Consider the following 25,729-nt stretch of genomic DNA (forward strand, 5'->3'; position numbering starts at 1 on the left):
GGCTGATATGGCGACACTAGAGCACATTCATTTCGTGCCCCACAATCTCGAACGTAAAGAAAGTGGCGTAACTTATTCGGTCAGTAATAGTCGGCCACCTATCGAAGGCTTACCTCAGATTTTCTGGGCGGGGTGTACTCCATGGAGAGAGGCAAACCTGTGGGCTGTGGAGCGATCAACGACTGGTGAAACTTCTCTGAAGACTGTTGTCAGCAACATGAATGGACTTTTGAATTATGCCGAGTTCCTTGAGTCGCGTGGGTTGCATTGGTTGGAGTTTCCTGCCCGAAAAGCCGACCGTTGTCTAGTGCTATACCGCGGAGCGTTGATCAAGATGCGTAATGCGGGTCAGATCAGCCCCTCCACTGCGTCTGAGTATATGCGCAATTGCATCATGTTCTACCGGTGGGTGAGGAGCAGAGAGCTTCTTGCGCCACATGTCCCCCTGTGGCGCAAGAAGCCCTACGTCGTCAAATTCTTTGACCAAGTGGGGTTTGAACGAACGATAAACGGAACCGCAACCGACCTCAGCATTCCGAATCGCAAACGACTTGGTCAGACCTTAGAGGATGGGCTGTTGCCTGTATCGGCGACGGATCGTGATGCCATCTTGGATTTCGCTGCCGAAAACGCCACGCCTGAGCTCTATCTTATGTTGGCTCTTGGTTTTTTTACCGGGATGCGGCTCGGCAGCATATGTGATCTCAAGGTTCAGACTCTTGAGCATGCCGTCCCCGACCCCTCTGCTGAAGGGTTGCTACGACTTGCAGTGGGTCCGGGCGCAGCTCCGACAGTACATACGAAGTTCGGCGTGACCGGCCAGATTTGGATACCTGAAGCCTTGTGCGATAAGTTGCTGGAATACGCCAGGGGCTGGCGGCGAATGGAGCGAACGATGAAAGCCTCGCCCGAGAATCGTAATCTACTATTCTTGACCCGCTTTGGAAACGCCTACGGTAGACGTGGCACCGATCAGTCATCAGCGGTGAATGTCGAGATGTCGAGCTTTCGAAATCGGGGAGTCAAGGCAGGATTACAGATGCTCCGCAGGTTTCGCTTCCATCAGTCGCGTTGTACCTTCGGTACTGAGTTGGCGCGTTTGGCTCTCTCCACTTGTGCCGATGCTGCACTCGCAATTGCAATCGTCAGCGATGCGCTTCTCCATGCCCCTAACTCTGAGGCCACCACCTTCAGGTACATTCGGTTTGTGCAAGCACTGCCGCTCAAACAAGCCCTCTCTCATCGATTTATGGTGGCATTTAGCGGAATCAGCTTGGAGGGACGGCAGAATGGGTAGTTCCAATATCGATCTCACTTTCCCGATGCTTGAGTATGGAATCACTGAAACTCCCTGGGACCTTCGGCCTCTACTGTTTCGCGGAGGTGCAGCGGCAAAGGTAAAGTATGTGGCTCGTCTGATCGTCCAAGGTGACCTCGGTGCTCCCTTGACAGAACGTATCGAACTGGTGACACGGTTACATGAACATGTAGCTGGCGATCTTGCTGGCGGCGGAAGCCGCTTCTCGGCGCAGAATAAGATAGGTGTGTTGCGGAATTTCTTTGCCTGGTGCGATTTAGAAGGCGGTAACCTCAATCTCGAAACGGTAGCCGATACCTTCATCCGTTGGACCGAGCATTTGCTGCACCGTTATCGAATTGAGCGCAGCCTCAGTGAAGGGACTCTATACGATCTCTCTAGGCTCACGGCGACGATGCTTGACCGAGTGTTGGATCGCCAGGCGAGTCTGAGCAAGAGTACGCGTATTCGCAAGCCGCGTGGTAAAGGTAAGGTGCATACGAGCAAAGCAGACAAGCAGGATCTGCAAAATACTTTCGCATTCGGGCATGTCCTGGCTGACGTATGCAATGCTCTGACCCTGGCGGCAACGGTAGGGGCATTACCGGTCTGCATCCGATTGCGTACAGGTCAAGTACTGAAGCTATGGTCTGGACTGCCCTGCCCGGATAAAATAGCGGCGCGGCTTACCAAACCTCAAGCACCGGCACAAGTCGAAGCGTTGCGATCAGCGCGTGTTGCCAGGGAAGAGGATCGAACACTGCGAACCCGTTCCCCCCTTGTTAACTTACGCATCGAGAGTGAGTTGCTGATGTTCATTGCTCAAACCGGACTGAACCTACAACAAGCCCATACTTTACGGGTCGAACAATTTCATTACACCAGCCACTCGGGCGGCTACCAGGTACGTACTTACAAAAATCGACGTGAAGGAGAAGTGCTGTTCGAGATCTTTGCCGGCTATCGAGAGTGGTTCAAGCGCTATCTCGAATGGCGTTTTGCATGGTTTCCCGATGAGCCGGATGGTCTGCTCTTTCCACTTATACGCTGCGGGGGGCGAATTCAGGAAGAGGCAACGCAGTTCACGAATGTTATGCGCATCTGCCGCGAGCTTCGGATGCCGATTGTGAGACCGCGAAAACTGCGAGGGATACGTATCAATTGGCTGCTTCGAGAGTCTCGGAACCCACATCAAGTTGCGGAGTTGGCTCAACACACAATGGAAACGCTGGTACGCGTATATGCCGATCCCCATCCGCAGACCGCTATGATGGAGATTACGCGCTTCCATCAGCAGACCGATCCGTCCCTTTCACCTCCTGCGCCAGGTAGGTGTGTATCGGTCGCGCCTGAATCAGTGGTTACGATGCCGAAGAATGCTCCGAACCCCGACTGCATAAATGCTGCCGGTTGCTTGTTTTGCACCCAGCACCGGGATATAGAAAGTGAAGATCATGTGTGGTCTCTCGATAGCTTGCGCCATCTCAAATCACTTGAGTTGGCACGCTACCGACCACCCACTTTAGGTCAGCATCTGACGGCAGAACATCCGGCCCTGTTGGTTATTGATCGGCTGACGGCCAAACTGCGTTTTTTCGAAGAAAGTAGCGAGATTCGCAGGCTTTGGGTCGAAGAGGCGAGAGCACGTATACGTGAGGGGAGTTACCACCCGGCCTGGGATGGCTTCATCCGATTGGCAGAGCTGCGACAAAAATCATAATGACGAAAAATATTCTTTCCGAACTTTGCCTCGGAATCGACTCATCCCTAGCCGTGCCTGACGCACTGAATTATCGTCCGCCGTGCTGGCCCCCCCAACCTGATTGGCCGGTCATTCTTGACGCCGCTGGTCGGGTGGTGAGTCGTTGGGGAGATGCGATTTGGCGGCTTGACCCGTGGGCGGGAAAACCAGTTACTCTTAATTTCGGCGATGGCCCAACAAAGAAATATGTCGCCGCGATTGATCCTGCCAACGCCGATTTACTACGGATCGTTATCGGTTGGTGGCTGTACGGCCCCAATTGTGCCCGTGGATACCGAGGCCTAAAAACCCGCTTCGATCAGATACGTAAACTATTCGTTTTGTGTTCTCAAAAAGGCATCTTGGCATCCGAGCTGAGTCAGTTTCCGCGCGTGGCGGATCGTCTCCCGAACATACTACAGGCTTCTCGGGCAGAAGAGCTTTTAGCTTTGCTACACGAGCTGTATGAGCGGCGGGATGTACTGGGTTTTACCTTGTTGGATCGTGCAGGGCTGGCACACCTTGCAGCGGGCGTACCCGACCACCAAAAACGCCAAACTCCCTATATCCCTCCCCGCATTTGGCATTATCAGGTTACACGCCTGCACGAATGCCTGGATGATTTTTTGGCACATCGAGACCAAATCGAGGGGTGCTTCCGTTTCTGTCTGGCTGCCTATAGGCATAACGCCGCCAATCTCCAGGGACAAACCAGACCACAATCGTTCTATCCCTTTCAGTGGCCATCGGATGGAACAAATGGAATGTTGACCGGACAAAAGTACTACGGCCCTTTTATCGATACCGCGCATCGGTTTGGCATAGTAGGTCTATTTAATCGCTGGCTGGGCGTGAATGTCAATGAAGTTAGAATTCAAACATTAAGCCGCTACCTGAACCTCGTGAGTCGCGCAGGGCTGAGCTATCTACTGAATTTCAGTCTCATGCGAGTCGAAGAGGCATGGAACCTGCGTACTGATTGTTTGCACATTGAACGCGACCCGCAATTTGGCGATATCCATGTATTGCGCGGGCGAACAACCAAAACAATGTCAGATGCTGAAGCATTATGGGTAACCTCTCCGTCTGTCAGCGTGGCTGTTGAGGCTATGCGCAGGATCGCAGACCTCCGCGCAGAATGTGGCTTTCCCCCTGGAGTGGAGTATGAGTCAACAGACTCGTCCAGCCGCTATTTGTGTGATTACAAACTTGAGCCTTGGGGAACGAAATTTACCACGATTAACCGCACACTTCGCCCGTCGATTCCGAGCTATTCCAACGTAGTCCGATCATTTGACAAACTGTTCGATCCCGAACAATTGCGCATTACGTCAGAAGATTTTGAATTGGCGCGATTGGTGACACCAACATTGGCCGACGAGTACAGGGTGGGTAAAATCTGGCCGTTGGCCTGGCACCAGCTGCGGCGAACGGGCGCAGTCAATATGCAGGCATCAGGTTTGGTCAGTAACGCCTCATTGCAGTTTCAACTGAAGCATGTCGCCAGAGCGATGAGCCTCTATTATGGGCAAAACCATTCACGGGTACGAATGGAAGAAAAAGCTCATGGTTACTATGTTCTCACCATGTACGAGACGTTAGGTCGGCAACTGCAACAATTGACGAGCAACCGGTTCATCAGCCCCCACGGAGAGAAACGGAAAGCCGATATTGTCCGATTAATTTCGGCCGCAGAGGCCAAGAAAGTGATCAATCTGGCCAAGAAGGGTATCGTGGCTTATCGGCCCATTTTGCTAGGCATCTGCACCAGTCGAACTCTTTGCCCCTATGGTGGTATCGACAACATAGCCCGCTGTGGTGGAGGTGACTCTTCTACAGAACCAAAACCGTGTGCGGACGTGCTGTATGACTCCGGGCAACTCGACGAAGTCGAAGCATTGGAAGCCGTGCTGGACGAGAGATTGGCCGCTGCCAATGTAGACAGCCCGCTGAGAACTGCATTGGAAGCCCAGAAACGTAGTGTGGAGAACTATCGCCATGTCATTCGGAAAACATGATCCTACTGATTCGGCCAAGCGTATAGGGGCTGGTGAGCAGTACCGTGCCGCGTTCGAGCGCCTAAAAAGCAACAAACCCGAACGACTGCCTAAGGGGACACCTGTCAGTCAGAACAATGTGGCTAAAGAGGCAGACAGAGATCCCTCCGCATTGAAGAAAACACGCTTCCCCCTACTCATTGCCGAAATCCAAACCTATGTAGAATCGCATGCAGAGAAACTCCCACTATCCGTGCGTCAGGTCAGCTTATTAGCCCGCAAAAAGAATCGTGGGTTTCGGGAGCGAATTGAGGCAATCGAGCAGCAGCGGGACCACCTTGCCAGCCTGCTAAGTGAAGCTGACGCTACTATTCTTGAACTGTATGACCGTATTGCCGAGTTAGAAAGGCAACTGCCAGATTCGAATGTTTTGTCCATTGCCCCTCAAGGCTACAAAAGACTTTGAGTCGAAAAACGCACAATGCTCGAAAGAATTCACAAGCATATTGGTCTGCATGTCTGCATGTCTGCATGTCTGCCATTCGTGCTCTGAGTTGTCCCTACTATGCCTACCGAGAATACCACCATCTAGACTGAGGCATACAACAGTAGTGCATTAGCTTCTTAGGCCGGTGCTCGACTCAGAGTGTAAGTATCCCTGCGAAACGAACCATTCACTTTTAGCGATTTTCCGACATACTGAATATGTCTTTTGAGGAGATCACTATGCGGAAAGCCCGATTCACTGAGCACCAGAACATTGCCGTTCTGAAGTCCGTCGAAACCGGACGCTCCGTCAAGGATGTCTGCCGCGAAGCGGGCATAACGGGCCAGAACTGATATCACTGGCTCTGGCGCAATGGGCCGAAGAACACGGTATGTTGCTGGAATTTATTAAGCCGGGCAAGCCGACACAGAACGCGTTCATCGAGCGGTTTAACCGGACTTACCGTACAGAAATATTGGATTTTGATCTGTTCAGAACACTGAATGAAGCGTGGGAGATAACAGGTCGCTGGCTGAATGAATACAACTGTGAGCGACCTCATGAATCCCTGAATAACCTGACACCGAAAGAATACCGGCTGATGGCTGAAGAGCCGGAAATCTCAAAAAGTGTGTGGAACCAAAACGGGTGTGCTTAGAACGTAGCGCACCTGCGGTGCGAGCACGGCTGCTTTGCAGCCTCAACCGTCTTTAAGTCTCTGCCGCACATCAACATCGGCGCCGGCTGATGTTCGGTAGGCTCGATCGGTAGCATATCCTCCACCGTCGCGTTGACACACACGCATAAATTAGCACGCCGCTGGCGTGAGCCGGCTTGCATCCGCGCCCTTTTCCTTCCTTTTGCCACCCTGTAGACTCTGCGCCATGTATATTCCCCGACCGGCAAAGTTGCTGTTTCAGCATGATGATGGCTGGAGTCAGTACCTGGATAAACATGGCGATACGCTCAGCGACTGGACCAAACTCACCGTCGAGCGCATGCTCGCCTGCGGCACCTGTGCCATGGGCGTTCGCCGCTACTGTTGCGCCTCGCCAAACTGCACCCACGCCCGATTCTTCTGCCAGACCTGCAAGTCCAAAGCCTGCAGCAGTTGTGGCCTCAAAGCCACCGAGCAGTGGAGCGCCGAACAGCAGCACATCCTCCCCGACTGGCAACACATCACCTTTACCATGCCCCACCTGCTGTGGTCGTTACGTTTCATCAAACTAAACTCGTAAAAAGTCGGCTAGCCACCAAAGAGCTTCTTACGCTGTGCGGTTCGCTCCCGTCGTAGATTCTCGTAGGCGGTTCTGCGTTTAGCTGCATTCCTGATTAATTCTAGGACCAGAGCGATATCGTCGAGCAACTCCTCGCGTGCGGGAAGTGGTAATTGTCGCTCACTAGGAGTGTCGTGAGCCTCGGTGGCCTCGCAGGCCCGAGCATACACTACCAGCAACTTCTCCCACTCATCTACCGGATGGCCAATGACAGCGCCAAATGCTTCTACGCTCACTACATCACTAAACGGCTGGACCGTATTGTTTAGAAAGACCTCGCGGATGGCACGTTCGACAGTACCTCTTAGGCTTGAGTACCCTGATGCAATTTGTCGCTCAAGTTCATCACCTGGGTCGCTGCCGGTTGGAACGTTCAGCGCTTTCGCACGGTTTTCTAGATCAGCAAGACGGGTTTTGGTGTCCATCGTCGCCCATGTCAGCCCCTCGCTCACCAGTCCCGGCGACTCGTCCCAGCCGATGGTTTTATAATTGGCCGAGCATTCAGCGCGCTGAAGCGCCATGGCAAGTTCGGTCAGGAACACTGCATCATGGGTAAATATCAGTACCTGGCGGGTCTCAGCCAGCGTCACCAAACGCCGAGCGATAGCTCGACGATATATGTGGTCCAGCGAGGTGGATGGATCGTCAAAAATAGCGGTCGAGGTGTGTGACAAGGATTCGAGTTCGGCGAGGAACATGGCCATCCCCAAAGTGCGCTGCTCTCCCTCGGACATCACCCTGGAAGCTTTTGCCGTGATGTCTTGTAAGCGCAGTGTGACCTTGGTCACCCCCAGTTCCGTGCGTCCACTTAGGTCGGGTTGCACCCGTCGCTTATAGCCCAAGGCTTTCAACTCAGTATTCATGGAAGCAGCCAAAGTCTCGGTTACATGCGTCGCTGCTAAGGTCGTCAGTTTGCGTGATACGGCCGCTGGGTTGAGGGCGGAATGGCAGCGGCTCAATGTGGCATGGACCTGACTGTCCTGAATGAAGCGCTCCACCGTGTGCAACTGGCTAGTAAGACGTTGCCGTGCTTCCAGCTCTGCGAGTTCTTGGGTCAGCGTCAAGCGTATCGCGGGATCGGCAGATGTCCGTAGGGTATTGGCGTCGACTCGCAGCGAAGTAGCTTTGGTAGTAAAGAGGTTATCAAGGTTCGCTTCGATAGGAAGCGGTACAGACTCTGAGGAACAGTTTCCAGTTTCTAGTGTTTCACGGGCCCAAGTGTGCCGAGCGGTCCAGACTGATACCGCTGCGGTAATGGCAGAATGTAAATCAGGCAGGCGTTCCGCCACGTCAGCTAGCGTCGGCGCATCAAGAACGTTCAAATCGATAGCCTGCACTTTCTCTAGAGCCTCCCTGCGTGCAAGGGCAGCGGTTTGCGCATCTGCCGTAGCGCTGTCGGCGACAAATGCTGCGAAACGCCACATACGCTCAGAGGCATCCGTTGAATAGGGTTGTTGGCATAGTACGCAGTAAGCATCCGGCTCCAGATGCGGAAAGGAATGTTCAGGGTATGCTGCCTGCCGGGAGAAGGCTTCAGCAGTTCGGTACATCGCTTGCCAGAGTTCAGCTCCTGTGCCCTCTAGCAGAGTGGTGATGTGCGAAGGCATTACCAATGGTTCTATGACGTCTCGACCTCTAAGACGTTCTTGTGCCAGCTGCATAGCGAGGTTCGCAGTTTTCTCCGCAGTGATCAGTTCCTTTACCCGTGCTATAGCATAGTCATTCACCCAGTACTGGATTGCCTCAACCCGGCGTTGCGCTTGATCCAGGCGTGCCGCCAGTCGTTCCAAAGCCAGAGCCTGCGGCGCAGGATCGCTCTCCAGTAATGTCCGCTTCAGAAACTCCAGCCGCCGAAGTTCCTCTTCACTAATTGTCCCCAATCGAGTAAGCACAGTGCGGTCTGAATCCCTCCCTAAATTGGAGATATAGTGGCCGACTTCGGTATTACCCTTCAGCGATTCGAATTGTTGAGTATCCAAAATCAAGGTATTGCGTTCAGCCCCAATCCGGGCCTGTAAATCACGCTGAAGTAAGACTAAGCGTGTCAGGTGAGTTAGTCCGTAGGGCTGAAATGTTGGCGTTCCTTCCGCGTCGATGTAGTCGTTAGCACATGCCACGTCATAGACCGATACTGAACTCAAATGCGGATGGGCCGGCCCGTTTTGGACCCAGCGAGTGGTTTCCGGAATGCCGTCCACTAGAATTGTGAAGTCTGCTGATGGCGACTGGACTGGAGTTGCCGCAAAAGCATTGGGCAGGACCTCCATTCGATGCCGGGCTTTGCAGGCATTCTTGAAGACTCGGGCGTAACCGGACTTGCCGGCCCCGTTATGACCAAAGAGAATGGTCATGCCTTCCGGTGCGAGGTCAAAGCCACGACCGGACGGGAAGCCGTTTACTTGATCCAGCCCTGAAACACCCAACAACTGCACAGTCTTGCCTCTACTGGCGCCTGCTACATCATCCAGCGTGAATGGTCGAATGCCTCCTGGAGTCGCACCTTCCTGTTCTTGCTCACGAACCATGTGTAGAATGGTTTCGATATCATCTTGGATGAGTTCGGGCTGGGCAAATATTCGGCGCAGAGCTTCCTGCTGCCAAGGCCGGAGTCCGCTTATCCACACGATGATTTCGTCCAACAATAGCATAGCCATTTCCTTTTCCAGACCAGCCGATTAAACAAATAGATATCAAGTAGTAAGCCTAAGGCGCACGGAATTCAATACTTAATTCACAACGGACAACTTGTCTGTGATAATTGATCTGTTACCTAATAATGTTTTCCCTTTCGAGGTACTTCGTTGTGTTCTACCTTTCTGATCACCACCCTACGAATTTGCATAACGGTGGTGCTGGTAGTCCAAACTATAGGGCAGGATCGTCTACCAGGGGGATTGTCCAAAATGACTCTGAGGTGTCTGTTAAATCCGTGGTAATTCACCCAAATATTACATCCCAGGGGTAGCGAACAATACTGGTTTAGGTGAGTACCATTCACGCTCACCACGTAATCGAAAATCAATAATTGTATCTTCAATTATCTTCCGGTTGAGTGAGGGTACATCGACAATCATTCTTAATCCTAATCCATAAACGTAGTGGGGAAGGTATCGATAACAAGGGTAAATAATAGGGGGGGTATCACGAGCAATTTCATGTTCGCGTTTTTTAACATATTTATCGAATGTTAACCCATCAAAAATAGTGTACTCATATTCTTTTTTATTGATTAGTGTATGACTTACGATCTTTCCTTTATTATCATGGTTAGGGTAAGTCTCTATTTTTAGTTCACACTCGCGCTGTTGTTCATTGAGGAGTATATAGGCTTCATCAAATGCACGTGAGTGAACTATATCTTCGAGTGCTACCTGCGCGGTAATGATTTCTGTGTTCCAGAAAACTGCGGGATCTAACCCAGAGAAGTAGATATCACTCCAGCCCCAAACACGTTCGGGTTCTTCGTCAAACTGAGTAAAGTCACTTTCGTCATAGAATACCCCCCCGCAACGATGTCTTTCCTTATAAATTAGGTTTTTGATTTTTATTGCTTTTTTTCGACGGTTACGCCGGGAAAGCGAGACAAAAGGACAACGTTTGTGTTGATGAGACATAGAACCCCTTGAGCGAGCATATGTTTCTGAAAGGAAACCTTTCATTATTCTATCAAGATTTCATTCTGATTAATATACTTTAGACATTATTCGAGTGTAAAGCTTAAATGTGTCATGAATATGATTAAACCTCCGACTTGTAGTAATCGAGGTAGCCTACTCTGGTTGGTGAACGTACCGTTAATCAATTAAATCACGCTTGATTTCATAGTGATTTCTGTAGATGAATATGATTATTTAATAAGTAGTAGGTTGGGATGTTCCACTTATCGAGTTCTATCTGTACATTGACGGTATTATTGAGAGGATAGCTGCTGTGGCCTGCCCCCAGAATTATATATTAACGTCAGTTAGTAATGCCGGTTTGTTTACGTCCAAACTTGCCGTTTCACCACCTTGCAGCAAACTTTGAAAGCGTCTGATAATTCAGTAATGAATGGGGCCTGAACTCGTTGTAGTCCTGCCGCTAGGCATTGGCCTGCCCCAGGATTAGATACAAGGCTCAGTTAGTAATGTCGGATCCTTCTCTCTCAGAATTACCCTTTATCCAGTCCGCCGCAAATTCTGACGGCGTCTGATAATTCAGCGTGGAATGCGGGCGACATTCGTTATAATCCTGACGCCATTCACTGATAGTTTTCCTGGCATGATTGATATCATTGAACCAGTATTCATTCAGGCATTCATCGCGAAAGCGTCCATTAAAACTCTCAATAAATCCGTTCTGTGTCGGCTTGCCGGGCTCATGCTCAAAGGCCCATTGGTCTAGCGCGGCAGGTAAATTCCGGGCCCTGCTCGGTTCTTATCGTAGCCGGATAGCCGCGAAACAGCACAATGCTGTCCAGAATACGCGTGACCTGTACGCCTGAAATTCCAAAGGCAACAGTGACCGTCAGGCACTCCTTCGTGAAGTCATCCACGCAGGTCAGGTACTTGATCCTGCGACCGGTGGCCAGCGCGTCCATGACGAAATCCATCGACCAGGTCAGATTGGGCGCCGCAGGTCGGAGCAGTGGCAGACGTTCTGTCGCCAGCCCTTTGCGACGTCGTTTGCGTTTTACGCCAAGGCCACTGAAATGATAAAGCCGGTACACGCGCTTGTGATTAACATGAAGCCCTTCACGGCGCAGCAGCTGCCAGATGCGACGATAGCCAAAACGCCTGCGCTCCAGTGCCAGTTCGGTGATACTTCCGGATAAATACGCATTCGACGCCGGACGCTGCGCTTCGTAGCGGCAGGTCGACAGGGACAACCCTGTGAGTCTGCAGGCACGACGTTGCGACAGACCGGTCGCATCACATATCAACACCACGGCTTCCCGCTTCTGGTCTGTCGTCAGAACTTTCGGCCCAGGGCCACCTGAAGCGCCTCCTTATCCAGCATAGCTTCGGCCAGCAGCTTCTTGAGTCGCGCGTTCTCTTCCTCAAGCGACTTCAGGCGCTTAACCTCGGGCACCTCCATACCGCCATACTTTTTACGCCAGGTGTAAAACGTGGCGTCGGAAATGGCGTGCTTGCGGCAGAGTTCACGGGCCGAAATCCCGGCTTCGGCCTCGCGGAGAATACTGATGATCTGTTGGTCGGAAAAACGCTTCTTCATGGGGATGTCCTCATGTGGCTTATGAAGACATTACTAACATCGGGGTGTACTAATCAACGGGGAGCAGGTCAGAACGACATTGGGACTGTGAATTAAAGTGCCAGCCATTGAACTGGGATGCTGATATTGCACCATTACTCGATACGTTGGGGATTGCGGTTACTGATATTGATGTCGTCACGCGCGAACATGGAGCACTTACTGGCTCGAAAGAAAAGTGATGATCATCGCATGATTCTCGCTCAATATTCGTAACCAGTAAGTTCATACCCTGAAAATTTCAGGGTATGAAAGTCTATATTACGCTCAAAGCTGCATGCCAGACCTGCATAAAAAAGGCTTACCGAAGGATATTTTCCGTTTTCCAAGCGGGCCCCTAATGAACGCCACAAGGCGTATCCGTATATAATAAAAACACAAATGCAGACACATAACAGCCCCCTGCAATGTGAGCAATTTAATGTCAACATATGACATTAATTAGCAACTTTATTTCAAAAAACATCATTAATTAAATTTAATTGCAATCTTCTACCGGATTAAAAGCCATAAAATAAGCGGCCTTAACGGAGACCGCTTATGTCCACCACTGAATCACGGATTTTGTATCCATCTTCTTTTTCTGCCGAAGCCTGGCGGGGCACTCTTGCAGCCTTGCCGGTTGTCCTCGGCTTTCTGCCATTTGGCCTTCTCCTCGGGGCGCAGGCTGCTCAGAAAGGCTTTGACGTTCAGAGTTTGATGCTCATGACCGGGCTTAACTTTGGTGGAGGTTCAGAGTTTGCTGCTCTCGCACTCTGGACCTCTCCACCGCAGGTCCTGACCATCGTGCTGGTAAGCCTGCTCGTCAATAGCCGGCATCTGCTGATGGGGGCATCCTTTGCGCCCTGCTTATCTCACCTTCCTCCGGGAAAGGCCCTGCTGGCGCTTTTTTTTATGTGTGATGAAAGCTGGGCAATGGCACTCGCCGATGCCAGAGTCCGGCGGGAGAGAGGTCATGCCCCGGCTTTTCATCTGGGCTTTTACACGGGGACAGCCCTCTCGCTTTGGCTGACGTGGGTGTTTTCAACCGGGATGGGCGTGTTGCTGGGACCGGTTCTGGGGGATATCACTCGGTGGGGATTTGATATGGCTTTTCCTGCCGTGTTTTTCGTACTGCTGAAGGGGATGTGGAAAGGCTATCGCTCAGCGCTGCCCTGGCTGGTCAGCCTCATCTGTGCAGGGGTGACCTATCGCCTCGTGCCCGGCGCTGCATATGTGCCTGTGGGTGCCATCACCGGCATTGCAGCTATTTGTCTGATGAACCGGAAAGTCTCATGAGCCTCACTCTTCTGACCATTCTTCTTATGGCCGTGACGACTTATTTCACGCGCATTGCCGGCTACCTCGTTCTAAAAAACCGAAAGCTCAGCTCCCGGACAGAGGCGGTTATGGAAGCGGCCCCCGGCTGTGTATTGATTACCGTGATTGCCCCTCATTTCGTAACCGCAAATCTGGCTGACCAGTTGGCGCTTGCAATATCACTGCTTGCAGCGATGCGATTAACGCTCCTGCCCGTGGTGATAATCAGCGTGGTTGCTACGGCTTTATTACGTCACCTGCTTTGAACAGGTGCATTTTTTAACACCACAAAGACTCAGTAAATGAAAACCTTTCGCATCAGAGATATTTTTATACTTGGCCTTATGAATTTTGCCCTGTTCGTCGGGGCGGGCAACATTATCTTCCCTCCTTTCATTGGCCTTCAGGCGGGTACATCTGTCTGGGCTGCGGCGGCAGGCTTTCTGCTGACCGGCGTGGGGCTCCCGGTTGTAACCGCAATGGCAATGGCTAAAGCCGGTGGCTCACTGGCACATATCACACAGCCAGTGGGACGACACTGCGGTATGCTGCTGACGATCATTTGCTACCTCTGTATCGGGCCACTATTTGCCACGCCGCGAACGGCCTCGGTGTCTTACGAGCTGGCGATACAGCCCTTCACTGAAAGCGAGCGCTGGTTGCCGCTGTGGAGCATCGCTTATTTCGCCATTGTCATACTGGTTTCTCTGTACCCGGGCCGGCTACTTGACACAGTAGGGAAAGTACTTTCCCCCGTTAAAATTATCGCACTGCTAATTCTGGCGATAACGGCCATAATTTTGCCCGCCGGAAAGCCACAGCAGCCGGTATCAGCTTATGCAACCGCGGCCTTCTCGGAGGGACTGACGAATGGTTATCTGACGATGGATACGCTGGCCGCGCTGGTTTTCGGGCTGGTGATCGTTGGCGCCATACAGTCGCGGGGTGTCACTTCAGTACGGCTGGTTACACGCTATGCGGTGCTTTCTGGTCTGATTGCTGGTGCGGGGCTTGCCCTGGTGTATCTCAGCTTGTTTCGACTGGGTACCGGCAGTACCGGCCTGATTGAGAACGCCACTAACGGTGCTCAGGTACTGGGTGCCTACGTGCATTTTAGTTACGGCACGGCAGGTAACATTTTCCTTGGTGTGCTGATCACAATTGCCTGCATGGTCACGGCCATCGGCCTGACCTGCGCCTGTGCGGGCTACTTCAGCAGTATTACGCGTATCAGTTACCGGACATATGCCTGGTTTTTTGCCGCATTTGCAATGCTGGTTTCCAATCTGGGGCTGACGCACCTGATCACAGTTTCGGTTCCGATCCTGACCGCAGTTTATCCGGTATTTGTGGTACTTATCCTGACCTACTTTATTCGCGGATGGTTTCAGTCTGCACCTCGTGTTGTGAGGCCGGCGGCGCTGATTGCCTTTCTTTTCGGACTGGCTGATGCGCTCGAAGCATCCGGTATCACTCTGAAGCCGTTCATCCTGGCCCGTCAGCTGCCGCTGCATGATCAGGGACTTGCCTGGATACTGCCAGTGCTGAGCATCATGGTGCTGGCCGCTGGGCTGGACAGGGTCAAAGGCCCGGTACAAACGACAGCCTGTCAGGAGCGCCGATCTTGCGAAAAGCCAGGTATGCCGTGAAAGCGACCGGCCCAGTGCTATATCCCTGCCTTGCAGCAGCAGCGCTGGGGGTCTTTGCTGTGCTTGAACTTCTGGTCTGGCGTGCCGGGGGAAGTTATCCCGATGCACTGGTTCAGGTACGTTACGTTGATAAAGTAAACCGGCTGACTCCGCAGGCGATACGGGAGATATGCAACCAGCCCCTGATCCCGCCTGAGCTTGTGAAGAAGCGCAACGGCCTGTTTTTGCGATGTGGAACGCCTGGTCTGCAGGGGGTTTACCGGATCCAGCTGTACAGCGATGAGTAAAAAGCCGGGCAGAAAAATGCCCGCTTAATTCAACTCAGTGGTATTTCGGTGGTTTGTTTGATGGTCTGCATTGGCAATTCTGTTTTAACGCTTTTAACCCCTTTGATGCGCGTCAAATACCGCGTCTGGAACTGTCGATAGGCGGCCAGATCGGTCGTCATCACGCGCAGCAGAAAATCACAATCGCCAACCATGAGATGGCATTCCATCACCTCAGGTAACAGACTGGCCTCTTGGGAGAAATGGTCGGTGGTGTCTGCGTCCTGACCTGTCAGCCAGACCCTGACAAAGACCGTCAGGTTCATACCCACAGCCTGAGGACTGAGTACGGCAACGTAACGATCGATAATACCGGCATCCTCCAGAGCTTTTACCCTCCTCAGGCACGGAGATGGTGAAAGGTTGACTTTTTCAGCCAGCAGATTATTAGGCATTCGCCCATCCTTCTGCAGTTCCCGCAGAATCGCCCGGTCGGTCTTATCAAGCTTAAACATTTAGCGCATCGTTTCTGAGTTGAAAACCAGCATTATACGCCCCCGGGCTTCATAAAACGATTTTGAACGTTTATACCGCCTGAATACAGCCACAGCGGCCCGGCTTTCATCATCCCCGGCAGGTTCCGTCGGGGATGATGCGGGAAAAAGAAAGTCTCTTTCTGAAGACGTTAGCCCCTTTGTAATACCCCCTGTAAATTATTTAATACCGGCCATGTGAGTGGCGGTATAACAGGGTTCGGACCATGTTTTATCGCAGAACGTACCGTGAGATCTTTGACGATCATACTGTAAGCCACAACACTACAGGTTCGCTAAATCAACATTACTGTAGAGGGATACAACATGAGAAAGACCGCCATCGTTGCCGGTGCGGTGGGTGTCATCTGTCGTGGCGTTTTAGGGCATTTTGAAGATCAGGACGTTGACTTAATAGCGCTGTCACGACGGGAACCAGACCGGAAAGAGGAAAGCTTTTCTTAAGGAGAAACGGATCGGGCAAGCACATCCGCAGCCTCGGTAGGCGTCACGCCTCTGGCCTGCCTGATGAACAAACGTTTGCCAACGAATACCTCAAGAGACTGGATATGCTGTGACGCTGCAGGTTGCGTGATGCCCAGCAGCTCTGGTGCCCTTGAAAAGGAACCAGAGCGATAAGCCTCAAGAAACGTTCGCAGATGGATAAGATGACTCATAGCTGAGTGCCCAGCAGAAGACGTTTGTCCTGACAGGGTCCCCCCTGTAAAGCCAGGGCCAGTTCACGCACATAATCATCCTCTATTCCCCATGCACCCAGCGTGGCCTGAAGTTTCGATACATATTCAGCATTGGTACCAATGTCTCCGCGGGCGGATCCGATGTGCGCTGCCACGGTGGCTGTACGGTTATCCTGCTCATAGTGAGGATGCAGCCTGTCTGAGACAAAAACCAGTGCCCGGACCTCTTCACCGTTTCCGAGCGAAACGTCGGCCCAGACCGGATGGTAAAGACCGGTTATCATCTCGCGCGTCCAGAGTATTTCCAGCTCATGAATGAGGGTCGACTCCGGCAACCTAAACGCCATACCTTCAGTTATTCCCCCCTCGTCCAGCGATAACATCCGGCCGGGTACCTCAGGGGTGGCCCGGCCGGAAATCAACCGGATGCAGAAACTTCGCTGCCAGCCTTTCAGCCGGGCCCGTTGCATTTCTTCTATCGCCAGTGCGGGGTTCCACATCAGTGACCCGTAGGCAAAAACCCAGACAGGAGCGCCCGTCGGGCGCTCCTTCAGAGTAGAGTACATTGATGCCCGTATTCTTTCGGCATCCCAGCGCATATGTGCCGGGAGCAGTGTTTCATGTGCCCTGACAAAGGCTCCATTAAGCATATTTTCACGGGTAAGCATACTATCTCCTTTTACTGGCCCACGCTTTGAGCCTGATTATGAGTACTGCTGTTACCGCGTCTGATTGGCGCAACCAGCAGCAGACCGAGCAGTGAAACCGCCGCACCGCTGATACCGGTGTACACGATACTGACGTGTGTGATGGTCAATCCGCCCAGCACAGAACCCAGCGCGAGACCGGAGTTGAAGCCCGCGATATTCAGAGCGGCAGCAACGCCCTGCGCATGGGGTGCATATTTTTCAGTCACGCTAATCCGGCAACCGATAAGAAGTTCTGTGTCTGACTGCTGTAAGCAGGGCGTGACGTTATGAGACACTGCAGCTCATCTGTGGCGCGGTGTATGCGCTGAATCAGCCCTGAACCCGATAATTGCAGCTGATCAAACTCACTCCTTGAGGCATAGATTGCGGTTGGCACGGTTGCAGCCCGGAAGTAGTGAAACAGGGGGCGCAGCTGATGCTCAATCATCAGCGCATGGCGTTCTGTTCCGCCCGTTGCAGCTAAAATCACGGGTTTCCCCGCCAGCGCATGCGGATCAATCATGTCAAAAAGGTGTTTAAACATCCCCGGGTAACTCGCCTGATAAGTCGGCACGCCAACCACCAATACGTCCGCCTCGATGATGTTCTGAATGATTGTTCTGGCTTGCTCATCCAGCTGAGCAGGCAGCTGTGCAAGCGGAAGCGCGTCACCAAAGTCGGACAGGGTATAAAATGCCGGTTCAAGGTCATATTTGTCAGTCGCCTGATGCACGATAGCGTTCACCAGTGCAGAGGTTTTAGAGAACCGATCAAAGTTTCCCGTCAGTCCTGCGATATTTAGTTTCATCTTTTCTCATTCCTGTTTTGACCAGTTATTCGGGGCGACAAGAAGAAATACTCAGTCGCGCCAATTGGCATCTGTGAATTCAGATGCCATCATAAAACATCTATTCGGGAATGAGATTCCCGATCCAAGTGCCCGTTTCGCCCCCGGACAGGGCTGGAGAAAGACATGGAATTTAATCGTATCGGAGACATCGCCGCGTTTGTTGCGGCAGTGAAAGCGGGCAGTTATACCCAGGCCGCAGGATCGCTGGGACTGACTCGCTCTGCGGTAGGCAAAAGTATTGTGCGTCTTGAAGAGCGGCTGGGGGTGCGTTTGCTGAACAGGACGACCCGGCGCCTCAGTCTCACCGATGAAGGCCGGGTGATGTACGAGCGCTGCAGGCAAATACTTGAAGATCTCGAAGAAGTGGATGGAATGATGGCGCAGCGTCGCGTCAGGCCTACCGGGACGCTCAAGCTGACAGCACCCCTGTCGTTTGGCCAGCGCCATGTGTTACCTGTCCTGGAAGCTTTTCTGCAAAAATGGCCGGAACTGCGGGCTGATATCGTGTTTAACGACCGCTATGTTGATTTGATCGAAGAGGGTTTCGATATAGCCATACGCATTGGTGAGCCGAAAGATGACTCACGGATCCTGACACGCACCATTGCAACCCAGAAGATGGTGACCTGTGCGTCGCCAGCTTACCTGGCACGTCACGGGGTACCGGAGACGCCTCAGGCATTAACTGAACATGACACCATCTTCTTTCTGAGTGCTGACCGCCGCAGGACGTGGCGTTTTGAAACGTCCGATGGCACATGGCTCTTTGAAGGGCCGGGCAGAATGAACATCGACAGTTCTGAAGCTATACGTGAATCAGCCCTGGCGGGGTTCGGTATCATCCATCTCCCCCACTATATGGTCTGGCAGGACCTGCATCAGGGTATGCTGGTACCCTTACTGGAAGACTTCAGGGAAACACCGGAACCCATCCGCATTATGTATCCCAGCAAACGCCACCTTTCTCCCCGCATCCGGGGGTTTATCGATCTGCTGGTTGAGTCCTGGCAGGACCGCATTCCCTGGGAACAGGACGTATTCTGAAAGTAAACCTGATTAACTGCGCCAGTACAAAGGCGAGTCAAATTTCTCGACAAAGAAGTCAATGATTGCGCGTACTTTCAGCGGAGGGCGGCGCGAGTTCGGCCAGATGGCCGCTATCTGCTGCTGTTCAAGTGTGGTCGAGGATTCATAGCCTTCCAGCAGGGGCATTAATCGCCCGCTTTTAACATATTCACCGCTCAGCCAGTCGGGGAACAGCACCATGCCCATTCCATTCAGTGCTGCGGCCATCAACGTGTCGGCATTGTTCGATATGAATGCCGGCGTTAAGGGATAGTTTCGCCAGCTGCCGTTGCCACGACGAAAAAACCAGCGGTTAAGGCCCTGAGGACCATTGAACACAAGACTGCGATGATTAACCAGCTCCTCAGGCGTTTCTGGCAACCCGTACTGCTCAACATAAGCCGGTGACGCGAGCAGCGAATGCACCTGGGGGCCGAAGATTCGCGCCTGAAAAGTTGAATCTGCCAGCACGCCGATCCGAAAGATAATATCCGTGCCTTCCCGGTGCGGATCGATATAGCTGTCCGTTTGAGTCAGTTCAACCCGCAGACGTGGATATCGCGCATACAGTTCCGCCATCCAGGGGGCAATATGCCGGTGTCCAAACACCACCGGTGCGTTGATGCGTACCAGCCCGGAGGGCTCACTTTCTTTTTCCTGCAGTTCGGCCTGCGCCCCCGCAATCTGCTCCACTATCGCGCGGGCATGATCCACAAACAGCTGACCTGCCTCAGTCGGCACGACAGCACGGGTATTGCGATAAAACAGCTGCTGACCCAACGCATCTTCCAGCTGATTAATCGTACGTGTCACCAGCGAAGGTGAAACATCCTCCCGCCGGGCGACCAGAGAGAAACTCTGCAAATCAAAGACGGCAATAAACAGGCGGAGGGCGCGGAAATTAATAAAGTTATGTGAATTCATTTCGTCGCATTATGGAATAGTGTTTTCTGAATTATATCGTTTTTTAAAACCACTGGCTCGCATACTATGCACGTCCTTTTTAAATAACATGTAGTGACTATGCAGATACTATTGATTTTACTCGTTGTATTGGGCGGTATGGGACTGTCAATTGAGGGCGGATTGTTAGGGCCTCTCGGTGGCGAAGTCGGACACCTGTGGGCAACATTCAGCATCTTCGGTTTTGGCGCAGCGCTTGCTTTCATGCTGGTTCTGTTTTTCAGCCCGCGGAATGCCCCGTCATTTTTTGCCCAGCCAGGCTGGCACTTAACAGGCGGCATCCTCGGCCCTGGTTATGTTGTGATCCTGACCATTGCCTCGCCGATTATTGGACTGGCGATGACCATGATTGGCATTCTGGCCGGACAGATTTTCAAAAGTCTGGTTATTGACCATTTTGGCTGGTTCGGCAATACACGTCGTCGCATTGATGCCCGAAGAATTATCGCGTTGGTATTTATTATTATTGCTCTTGTTCTGATTGCCGGAGGAAACGCATGATCCTGTTAATGGTGCTTTTATCTGTAGTTGCTGGTGCTTTGTTGAGTATTCAGGCCGCAGTGAACAGCCAGCTTGGTAGCGCGGTAGGAACATTTCGCAGCGCATTTTTGACCTTTTCCATAGGTGCTCTGGTCACAGCGGTGCTGATTTACTTTTTCGAACCGAGGCAGGCGGTCACGCTGATGGACGTGCCTAAATGGCAGCTTATCGGTGCAATGTTTGGCGTGCCTTACGTCGCAATCATGGCGTTTTCGGTACAGCGCATTGGTTCCGCTGTGGCGACTGTTGCTGTCATCACGGGCCAGGTCGCAATGAGTATCATGATTGATACCTTTGGCTGGCTGGGTAACCATGCGATAGATTTCTCACTGTGCCGGGTATTAGCCGTAGTCTGTCTGGTGTTTGCGCTTTACTTCATCTACACCAGTAATTCAGCGAAGAACGCAGCCGTTCATTAATAAACAGGCCAGCCCCAAAAGCTGGCCTGTTTTACGCATGCCGTTTTAACCTATTTTCCCAGCACCGGATAATCGGTATATCCCTCAGCACCATTGGCATAGAAGCTTTCTGGTTTCGGCTCGTTCAGCTCAGCTCCCTGCTGCAACCGCTCAGGCAGGTCTGGATTAGCAATAAATTTACGACCAAAAGCAACAGCATCAATCAGGCGTGAATCGATGAGATTCACCGCTTTTTCCGCGGTGTAAGCGCCTGCGGCGATAATAACGCCCGTCCATGCTGCTCGAATAGCCTCACGGAAGCTGAGGCTGAGCGGTTTCCCGCCGGCCCAGTCAGGCTCAGAAATATGCAGGTAAGCCAGTTTCCTTTTTTCCAGCTCACGGATCAGATAGAGCGCGGCCTCCTCATGCTCCTGACCGTCCGCATTATCCACACCGTTAAATGCCCCAAGTGGGTAAATGCGGATACCAATCCTGTCCGCTGACCACGCTGATACCATCGCGTCCACAATTTCAAGCACGAAGCGGGCGCGATTCTCTACGCTCCCGCCATATTCGTCATTACGCTGGTTAGCCTTATCGGACAAAAACTGGTGGAGAAGATAGCCGTGTGCCGCGTGGATCTCCGCCAGATCAAAACCGGCCTGCTGCGCGTTGACTGCGGCCTGACGAAAATCAGTGACGATTTGCTGGATCTCAGCTTTGGTCAGCGCCCTTGGCGTTGTGGTTGGCACGCGAATGACATTACCTTCCTGATCGCGCAGAGATGTGCGGCTCTCTGCACTGATGGCAGAGGGCGCAACCGGCGCTTCATTGCCCGGCTGGAGTGAGGAGTGAGAGATTCGACCGGTATGCCAGAGCTGAACACAGCTATGACCGCCAGCCTCGTGGATACCCTGGTTGATTTGTTTCCACGCAGCAATTTGTGGTTTGGAATGAAGTCCCGGTGTCCCGGAATAGCCTTTAGCCTGGAAGGAAACCTGCGTCGCTTCGGTGATAATCAGCCCGGCTGAGGCTCTCTGGCAGTAATATTCGCGCATTAACTCCGTCGGCACATCGCCAGGCTCACGGCTTCTGACGCGAGTAAGGGGAGCCATAAATACCCGGTTAGGTACAGTTATCGGGCCAATAGTGAGTGGTTCAAAAAGGGTTGCCAGTTTCATTGAAACTCCATCTGTTATCACAGCCAGGAAAAACTGTGTGGATGCGATCATCCATTCATGAGATGGCAAAGCTTAGGAGGGAGGCCGCATTGCTTCAAGAAATCAGATAAACGCAGTTTTGATCAAAAATTCATAATAAGCTGAAAAAAAAGGATTTATTTATTCCACGGGAAAGCCAGGACCTTTAAATGGGAAAGAGATTCCCGAATCGTTGGACTGCATCAGGCGTAAAAAATCCAAAATGGAGGGTAAACCTAAAAGCGGATGCCACAATGGGCTTCGCCCATTGTGGCATCATTTCAGCGGGAACTCTGCTCGTATTGGGCCGTTATCCAGCCAGGATGGTAGCCCATCCATGACATCTGCCAGTGGCCCTGTGCCTTTTTAATTAGCTCAATGCGATAATGCGCGCCATAAATCCTCTCTCCTTCCAGCTCTGTCTGTCCGGGAATGATCCGGCCCAGGATCATCGAAGCAGTTTCGCCATCAGCATTAAGATTGATTTGCAGTGGATCCCCATAATGCTGGATCCACGGCCAGGGCATTCTGAATGCTTTAAGCGTACCCGCCAGCACGCGACGCCCCTGCATGGTACCCATAGGTGTCAGCTCAGCACCGACATCTTCACTGAAACATTCCGCAAACTGAGCATAATCTGCCAGGTCAAGGCCCCAGGCATAGCGATACCAGGCCTCAGCAATGAACGTATCTTCATCACCAGGCAACATGGATACAGGAACCCGTCGCCATGGTGAATCCAGTTCACTGACGATAACGGCTGGGGCATCCCCAGGTTGCCAGTTTTTTTCCGTGGGCAGTTGCCAGTGAGTGAGCAGCGTCTGCGAACCTTTGAGCCAGTTAATCTGAATTTTCACATCACTGATGCGTAGTGCTTCACCGGTACGATCATATTCGACCAGAATCACACCACCAAACATCGCCGATTTTTCCTTGCCGGCCTGCGAAAAATCACTGACATTGCCCAGCAAGTAAGCCCCGGCAACGGCATTGTTCTCATCAGCGCGCACAATCAGGTTACTGAGAACCAAACTGGACTCATCCAGATCTTTTAAGTCATCCTTTAACAGGGCGGCAACCTTATCTGCACCGTGCAATTCGCCTCTGGCGCTGCTGGAAAAAGTCATGCCCGGCGTAAAAAGAGCTTCAGCTGAAATATCTTTAGCCCCCGACCAGAGGCGAATCAGCCGGTCCAGTTGCCCGATGAATTGTTCGCGAACGAATGTCTGTGTCATTTTGCTTTCCTTATTGATTGCGGAATTGTGGCAGCACGAATTCAGCAAGTTCCTGCATGATCTCTTCTGCCGGGCGACGGGATGGCTTGAGGTTCAGAGCAACATGGTTAACACCCTGCTCCTGTTGTTGCGTCCAGAGGTTTATCAGAGCATTACGCCCAGCGGTAAAGCGGTTGCCAATGAAACGCAGCGGTGCATCAGGGTTTTCTGCTAAATCAAAGAAGGAACCATAGGCATAGGGTTTAAAGCCAAGACCTTCACCCGCGCGGCGCCACTCATCCAGCAGCAGATGCAGGCGTGAGAAATCACTCAGATGTCCCATCCAGCCGTCCGTGTTCTGTGCAATCCAGCTCAAATCCTGCCTTGCGCGCCCCACCACAATCATCGGCAGCCTGCGGGAATGAAGTTTCGGTACCAGATCAATGTTGCCGCTGAGGTTGCCGTAGTAACGTGTGTCCACGAGGGGGAATGACTCCTGCGTCAGGGTTTTCAGCAAGCCGGTCGCCTCGCGGAAACGTTCAGCGCGGTTGGCAAAATCAGCGCCAAACGCCGGATATTCAACAGCCCTGTCACCGCTGGATAAACCAAGGATCAATCTGCCACTTGTCAGCACATCCACAGAGGCTGCCTGCTTTGCCAGAATCACCGGTTCGCGGAGTGGCAAAACGATGCCAGCCGTGCCCAGCGCAATATTACGAGTATGTGCCGCAAGGAATCCAAGATAAACCAACGGGTCGAGCATCTGTCCGGTATCACCAAAATTGGGATCGTAGAAAGGCACATCACGCATCCACATGGCGGAAAAACCGGCGTCATCTGCCGCTTTTGCCAGTCGCTGATGATCGATAAGCGTAGGAAACGGTGAATTCGGATAGGTTTCAAGCGGCATAATAAAGCCGAACGTCAGTTTGCCTGGTGTAAACACCCGGCTGTAGGTGCGATGCGAGCTCATTACTGGTGCAATCGCGTGAGCCTGAACAGACATATAAAGTCTCCTGTTGCCTGGTCACTGAATGCCGGGCATAACATGTTGAAGTAGTGAAAATGGACAGGTCAGGAGATTAATGGAATATTTCGGGAATGTGCTTCCCGTATTAAGGAACAGCATTGCCCCTATACTGCGGCACCTGACAGAGGGCGGCTAGACACTATCATGACGGGTTTACAGCTGGTCTTTGCAGGAGGTAATTATCTGGCAGTTTGCGTCCCGCAATACGGGAAGCCCATTCCCCATTTTTTCTTTTATCCTCCACAGATGATTTCTCACGGTGCAATTGCACTCAACTTGAACGAGGATAATATTCATGACTACGCTTAAACTTCCTGCACATCTGGCCGGGCATAAAGCTTTTAACCGCGTCTTTCAGCAGGGAAAACTGACATTTGGTCTGATTGCTCCCTTCAAAGGCTATCCGGACGGGCCAATTCCTGACATGGATGATCATCTGGAGCTGGCGCAGATGGCTGATAAGGGAGGTATCTCTGCGTTATGGCTGCGGGATGTGCCTTTCTACGATCCCAACTTTGGTGACGCTGGCCAGCAATATGACACGATGGTCGATTTGGGCTATCTGGCAGCTGCGACCAAAAATATTGCGCTGGGTACGGCAGGTATTGTTTCCCCTTTGCGCAATCCGGTACTGACCGCCAAGCAGGCGGCCTCGGTGGACAGATTATCAGGTGGCAGGTTGTTGCTGGGCATGTCGAGTGGCGATCGCCCCGTCGAGTACCCTGCCTTTGGCTATGATTTTGACAATCGCGCCGAGCGCTTCAGAGAGTCATGGGACATCATTCGCCTGTTGACAGAGAATTCTTACCCGAAGAGAGAGACAAAACATTACGGTACGTTTTCCGGCAATATCGATATGGTACCGAAACTGGTATCACCCCGCCTACCGATGCTGACCATTGGACGGGCACGTCAGGACATGTCGTGGATTGCCAATCATTCTGACGCATGGATCTGGCATGGTGTTGATCCCCGTAACTCTGCAAACATCATTCGGGAACTACAGGAAGCCGGAGATGGCGAAACATGGCGGCCATTTGGCTACGCTAACTTCCTTGAACTGAGCGAAAACCCCAACGAGCCGCTGCGTATGTTTAACAATATCTTTATGCGTGCGGGAACGAATACGCTGATGGAATTCTGGAAAGAGCAGGAAGCGGCAGGGGTCTCGCACATTACGCTCAATCTGAAACCCAGTCGTCGTCCGGGTAAAGAAGTACTTCAGGAATTAATTGAGAATGTGTTGCCACACTTTTCTGCCATCCCGACAGAATAAGGATAAAA

25 protein-coding genes and 3 pseudogenes are annotated in these 25,729 nt (G+C 52.2%); 16 read left to right on the forward strand and 12 right to left on the reverse strand.

Going from position 1 to position 25,729, the window contains the following annotated elements; all coding sequences use genetic code 11:
• Positions 1–7 precede the first annotated feature (7 nt).
• From NHG65_RS13945 to NHG65_RS13975, 7 genes and pseudogenes are all read left to right on the forward strand, one after another.
• Complete coding sequence (locus NHG65_RS13945; protein WP_499182315.1) at positions 8–1,297, forward strand: site-specific integrase; 1,290 nt, start codon at positions 8–10, stop codon at positions 1,295–1,297.
• Entirely contained in the window at positions 1,290–3,017 is a 1,728-nt protein-coding gene (locus NHG65_RS13950) for a site-specific integrase (RefSeq protein ID WP_261424028.1), read from the forward strand. The genes NHG65_RS13945 and NHG65_RS13950 overlap by 8 nt, the downstream gene beginning before the upstream one ends.
• Positions 3,017–5,056 (forward strand): hypothetical protein, encoded by a 2,040-nt coding sequence (locus NHG65_RS13955; RefSeq protein WP_499182316.1) that lies wholly within the window; start codon positions 3,017–3,019, stop codon positions 5,054–5,056. Before NHG65_RS13950 ends, NHG65_RS13955 begins: the two co-directional genes overlap by 1 nt.
• A complete protein-coding gene (locus NHG65_RS13960; RefSeq protein WP_261424030.1) occupies positions 5,037–5,501 on the forward strand; it encodes a hypothetical protein in 465 nt (154 codons plus the stop codon). The genes NHG65_RS13955 and NHG65_RS13960 overlap by 20 nt, the downstream gene beginning before the upstream one ends.
• A gap of 260 nt (positions 5,502–5,761) precedes the next feature.
• On the forward strand, positions 5,762–5,875 hold the full coding sequence (locus tag NHG65_RS13965; protein WP_499182317.1) for a transposase: 114 nt from the start codon (positions 5,762–5,764) through the stop codon (positions 5,873–5,875).
• Positions 5,860–6,180: pseudogene (locus tag NHG65_RS13970) on the forward strand (integrase core domain-containing protein); the annotation flags it as partial. The gene NHG65_RS13965 and the pseudogene NHG65_RS13970, both read left to right, overlap by 16 nt.
• A gap of 226 nt (positions 6,181–6,406) precedes the next feature.
• A pseudogene (locus NHG65_RS13975) lies at positions 6,407–6,730 on the forward strand (transposase zinc-binding domain-containing protein); the annotation flags it as partial.
• Positions 6,731–6,768: 38 nt separating this feature from the next.
• On the opposite strand, the gene NHG65_RS13980 reads toward NHG65_RS13975, so the two are convergent.
• The 3 genes and pseudogenes from NHG65_RS13980 to NHG65_RS13990 form a co-directional block, all read right to left on the reverse strand.
• The gene (locus tag NHG65_RS13980) at positions 6,769–9,447 is read right to left on the reverse strand and encodes an AAA family ATPase (protein ID WP_499182318.1); all 2,679 of its coding nucleotides are present in this window, start codon (positions 9,445–9,447) and stop codon (positions 6,769–6,771) included.
• A gap of 300 nt (positions 9,448–9,747) precedes the next feature.
• Entirely contained in the window at positions 9,748–10,413 is a 666-nt protein-coding gene (locus NHG65_RS13985) for a hypothetical protein (RefSeq protein WP_499182319.1), read from the reverse strand.
• A gap of 502 nt (positions 10,414–10,915) precedes the next feature.
• Positions 10,916–12,013: pseudogene (locus NHG65_RS13990) on the reverse strand (IS3 family transposase).
• 579 nt (positions 12,014–12,592) lie between these two features.
• Here NHG65_RS13990 and NHG65_RS13995 point away from each other — a divergent pair.
• Genes NHG65_RS13995 through NHG65_RS14010 form a run of 4 tightly spaced genes read left to right on the forward strand, consistent with a single transcriptional unit; the run spans position 12,593 to position 15,287 of the window.
• Positions 12,593–13,330, forward strand: a complete 738-nt coding sequence (locus tag NHG65_RS13995) for an AzlC family ABC transporter permease (protein WP_261424036.1) — start codon at positions 12,593–12,595, stop codon at positions 13,328–13,330.
• Positions 13,327–13,617, forward strand: coding sequence for an AzlD family protein (locus NHG65_RS14000; RefSeq protein WP_261424037.1), 291 nt, complete (start codon positions 13,327–13,329; stop codon positions 13,615–13,617). Before NHG65_RS13995 ends, NHG65_RS14000 begins: the two co-directional genes overlap by 4 nt.
• A gap of 36 nt (positions 13,618–13,653) precedes the next feature.
• Positions 13,654–15,000 (forward strand): branched-chain amino acid transport system II carrier protein, encoded by a 1,347-nt coding sequence (gene brnQ, locus NHG65_RS14005; protein WP_261424038.1) that lies wholly within the window; start codon positions 13,654–13,656, stop codon positions 14,998–15,000.
• Positions 14,997–15,287 carry a hypothetical protein gene (locus tag NHG65_RS14010; protein ID WP_261424039.1) on the forward strand — a complete coding sequence of 97 codons (291 nt, stop codon included), beginning with the start codon at positions 14,997–14,999 and terminating at the stop codon, positions 15,285–15,287. The genes brnQ and NHG65_RS14010 overlap by 4 nt, the downstream gene beginning before the upstream one ends.
• A 29-nt stretch (positions 15,288–15,316) precedes the next feature.
• Here NHG65_RS14010 and NHG65_RS14015 read toward each other — a convergent pair whose 3' ends face one another.
• On the reverse strand, positions 15,317–15,781 hold the full coding sequence (locus NHG65_RS14015) for an Lrp/AsnC family transcriptional regulator (protein ID WP_261424040.1): 465 nt from the start codon (positions 15,779–15,781) through the stop codon (positions 15,317–15,319).
• Positions 15,782–16,126: 345 nt separating this feature from the next.
• On the opposite strand from NHG65_RS14015, the gene NHG65_RS14020 reads away from it, so the two are divergent.
• On the forward strand, positions 16,127–16,264 hold the full coding sequence (locus NHG65_RS14020; RefSeq protein WP_499182320.1) for a hypothetical protein: 138 nt from the start codon (positions 16,127–16,129) through the stop codon (positions 16,262–16,264).
• Here the strand turns inward: NHG65_RS14020 and NHG65_RS14025 are convergent.
• From NHG65_RS14025 to NHG65_RS14040, 4 genes are read right to left on the reverse strand one after another with little or no spacing between them, the layout of a single operon-like run.
• Positions 16,261–16,476: a helix-turn-helix domain-containing protein gene (locus NHG65_RS14025; RefSeq protein ID WP_261424041.1), complete on the reverse strand. Its 216-nt coding sequence runs from the start codon at positions 16,474–16,476 to the stop codon at positions 16,261–16,263. The two genes, NHG65_RS14020 and NHG65_RS14025, sit on opposite strands and share 4 nt — an antisense overlap.
• Positions 16,473–17,165, reverse strand: coding sequence for a gamma-glutamylcyclotransferase (locus tag NHG65_RS14030; RefSeq protein WP_261424042.1), 693 nt, complete (start codon positions 17,163–17,165; stop codon positions 16,473–16,475). Before NHG65_RS14030 ends, NHG65_RS14025 begins: the two co-directional genes overlap by 4 nt.
• 11 nt (positions 17,166–17,176) lie before the next feature.
• On the reverse strand, positions 17,177–17,413 hold the full coding sequence (locus NHG65_RS14035; RefSeq protein WP_261424043.1) for a hypothetical protein: 237 nt from the start codon (positions 17,411–17,413) through the stop codon (positions 17,177–17,179).
• Entirely contained in the window at positions 17,410–17,994 is a 585-nt protein-coding gene (locus NHG65_RS14040) for an NAD(P)H-dependent oxidoreductase (protein WP_261424044.1), read from the reverse strand. Before NHG65_RS14040 ends, NHG65_RS14035 begins: the two co-directional genes overlap by 4 nt.
• 165 nt (positions 17,995–18,159) lie before the next feature.
• On the opposite strand from NHG65_RS14040, the gene NHG65_RS14045 reads away from it, so the two are divergent.
• Complete coding sequence (locus NHG65_RS14045; RefSeq protein WP_261424045.1) at positions 18,160–19,080, forward strand: LysR family transcriptional regulator; 921 nt, start codon at positions 18,160–18,162, stop codon at positions 19,078–19,080.
• A 12-nt stretch (positions 19,081–19,092) separates the two neighbouring features.
• On the opposite strand, the gene NHG65_RS14050 is transcribed toward NHG65_RS14045, so the two are convergent.
• Positions 19,093–20,025: a LysR family transcriptional regulator gene (locus NHG65_RS14050; RefSeq protein WP_261424046.1), complete on the reverse strand. Its 933-nt coding sequence runs from the start codon at positions 20,023–20,025 to the stop codon at positions 19,093–19,095.
• A gap of 99 nt (positions 20,026–20,124) precedes the next feature.
• On the opposite strand from NHG65_RS14050, the gene NHG65_RS14055 reads away from it, so the two are divergent.
• Together NHG65_RS14055 and NHG65_RS14060 are read left to right on the forward strand one after the other, a co-directional pair.
• Complete coding sequence (locus tag NHG65_RS14055) at positions 20,125–20,565, forward strand: DMT family transporter (protein ID WP_261424047.1); 441 nt, start codon at positions 20,125–20,127, stop codon at positions 20,563–20,565.
• Entirely contained in the window at positions 20,562–21,023 is a 462-nt protein-coding gene (locus NHG65_RS14060) for a DMT family transporter (protein ID WP_261424048.1), read from the forward strand. Before NHG65_RS14055 ends, NHG65_RS14060 begins: the two co-directional genes overlap by 4 nt.
• 50 nt (positions 21,024–21,073) lie before the next feature.
• Here NHG65_RS14060 and NHG65_RS14065 read toward each other — a convergent pair whose 3' ends face one another.
• From NHG65_RS14065 to NHG65_RS14075, 3 genes are all read right to left on the reverse strand, one after another.
• Positions 21,074–22,183, reverse strand: coding sequence for an alkene reductase (locus NHG65_RS14065; protein ID WP_261424049.1), 1,110 nt, complete (start codon positions 22,181–22,183; stop codon positions 21,074–21,076).
• Positions 22,184–22,482: 299 nt separating this feature from the next.
• Positions 22,483–23,436, reverse strand: coding sequence for a nuclear transport factor 2 family protein (locus NHG65_RS14070; RefSeq protein WP_261424050.1), 954 nt, complete (start codon positions 23,434–23,436; stop codon positions 22,483–22,485).
• A gap of 10 nt (positions 23,437–23,446) precedes the next feature.
• Positions 23,447–24,421: an LLM class oxidoreductase gene (locus NHG65_RS14075; RefSeq protein ID WP_499182321.1), complete on the reverse strand. Its 975-nt coding sequence runs from the start codon at positions 24,419–24,421 to the stop codon at positions 23,447–23,449.
• Positions 24,422–24,740: 319 nt separating this feature from the next.
• Here NHG65_RS14075 and NHG65_RS14080 point away from each other — a divergent pair, with 319 nt between their 5' ends.
• Positions 24,741–25,721, forward strand: coding sequence for an LLM class oxidoreductase (locus tag NHG65_RS14080; protein ID WP_261424052.1), 981 nt, complete (start codon positions 24,741–24,743; stop codon positions 25,719–25,721).
• The last annotated feature ends 8 nt before the right edge of the window (positions 25,722–25,729 follow it).

Origin of the sequence: Serratia myotis (assembly GCF_027474885.1) — a bacterium.
GTDB classification, from domain to species: domain Bacteria; phylum Pseudomonadota; class Gammaproteobacteria; order Enterobacterales; family Enterobacteriaceae; genus Serratia; species Serratia proteamaculans.

Coding starts and splice junctions, on each gene's coding strand:
- NHG65_RS14060 (WP_261424048.1), top strand. CDS start 20,562: ATGATCCTGTTAATGGTGCTTTTATCTGTAGTTGCTGGTGCTTTGTTG.
- NHG65_RS14080 (WP_261424052.1), top strand. CDS start 24,741: ATGACTACGCTTAAACTTCCTGCACATCTGGCCGGGCATAAAGCTTTT.
- NHG65_RS14070 (WP_261424050.1), bottom strand. CDS start 23,436: ATGACACAGACATTCGTTCGCGAACAATTCATCGGGCAACTGGACCGG.
- NHG65_RS14020 (WP_499182320.1), top strand. CDS start 16,127: ATGAGAAAGACCGCCATCGTTGCCGGTGCGGTGGGTGTCATCTGTCGT.
- NHG65_RS14015 (WP_261424040.1), bottom strand. CDS start 15,781: ATGTTTAAGCTTGATAAGACCGACCGGGCGATTCTGCGGGAACTGCAG.
- NHG65_RS14025 (WP_261424041.1), bottom strand. CDS start 16,476: ATGAGTCATCTTATCCATCTGCGAACGTTTCTTGAGGCTTATCGCTCT.
- NHG65_RS14040 (WP_261424044.1), bottom strand. CDS start 17,994: ATGAAACTAAATATCGCAGGACTGACGGGAAACTTTGATCGGTTCTCT.
- NHG65_RS14050 (WP_261424046.1), bottom strand. CDS start 20,025: ATGAATTCACATAACTTTATTAATTTCCGCGCCCTCCGCCTGTTTATT.
- NHG65_RS13955 (WP_499182316.1), top strand. CDS start 3,017: ATGACGAAAAATATTCTTTCCGAACTTTGCCTCGGAATCGACTCATCC.
- NHG65_RS13965 (WP_499182317.1), top strand. CDS start 5,762: ATGCGGAAAGCCCGATTCACTGAGCACCAGAACATTGCCGTTCTGAAG.
- NHG65_RS13960 (WP_261424030.1), top strand. CDS start 5,037: ATGTCATTCGGAAAACATGATCCTACTGATTCGGCCAAGCGTATAGGG.
- brnQ (WP_261424038.1), top strand. CDS start 13,654: ATGAAAACCTTTCGCATCAGAGATATTTTTATACTTGGCCTTATGAAT.
- NHG65_RS14075 (WP_499182321.1), bottom strand. CDS start 24,421: ATGTCTGTTCAGGCTCACGCGATTGCACCAGTAATGAGCTCGCATCGC.
- NHG65_RS13950 (WP_261424028.1), top strand. CDS start 1,290: ATGGGTAGTTCCAATATCGATCTCACTTTCCCGATGCTTGAGTATGGA.
- NHG65_RS13945 (WP_499182315.1), top strand. CDS start 8: ATGGCGACACTAGAGCACATTCATTTCGTGCCCCACAATCTCGAACGT.
- NHG65_RS14045 (WP_261424045.1), top strand. CDS start 18,160: ATGGAATTTAATCGTATCGGAGACATCGCCGCGTTTGTTGCGGCAGTG.
- NHG65_RS13995 (WP_261424036.1), top strand. CDS start 12,593: ATGTCCACCACTGAATCACGGATTTTGTATCCATCTTCTTTTTCTGCC.
- NHG65_RS14065 (WP_261424049.1), bottom strand. CDS start 22,183: ATGAAACTGGCAACCCTTTTTGAACCACTCACTATTGGCCCGATAACT.
- NHG65_RS14055 (WP_261424047.1), top strand. CDS start 20,125: ATGCAGATACTATTGATTTTACTCGTTGTATTGGGCGGTATGGGACTG.
- NHG65_RS14030 (WP_261424042.1), bottom strand. CDS start 17,165: ATGCTTACCCGTGAAAATATGCTTAATGGAGCCTTTGTCAGGGCACAT.
- NHG65_RS13980 (WP_499182318.1), bottom strand. CDS start 9,447: ATGCTATTGTTGGACGAAATCATCGTGTGGATAAGCGGACTCCGGCCT.
- NHG65_RS14000 (WP_261424037.1), top strand. CDS start 13,327: ATGAGCCTCACTCTTCTGACCATTCTTCTTATGGCCGTGACGACTTAT.
- NHG65_RS13985 (WP_499182319.1), bottom strand. CDS start 10,413: ATGTCTCATCAACACAAACGTTGTCCTTTTGTCTCGCTTTCCCGGCGT.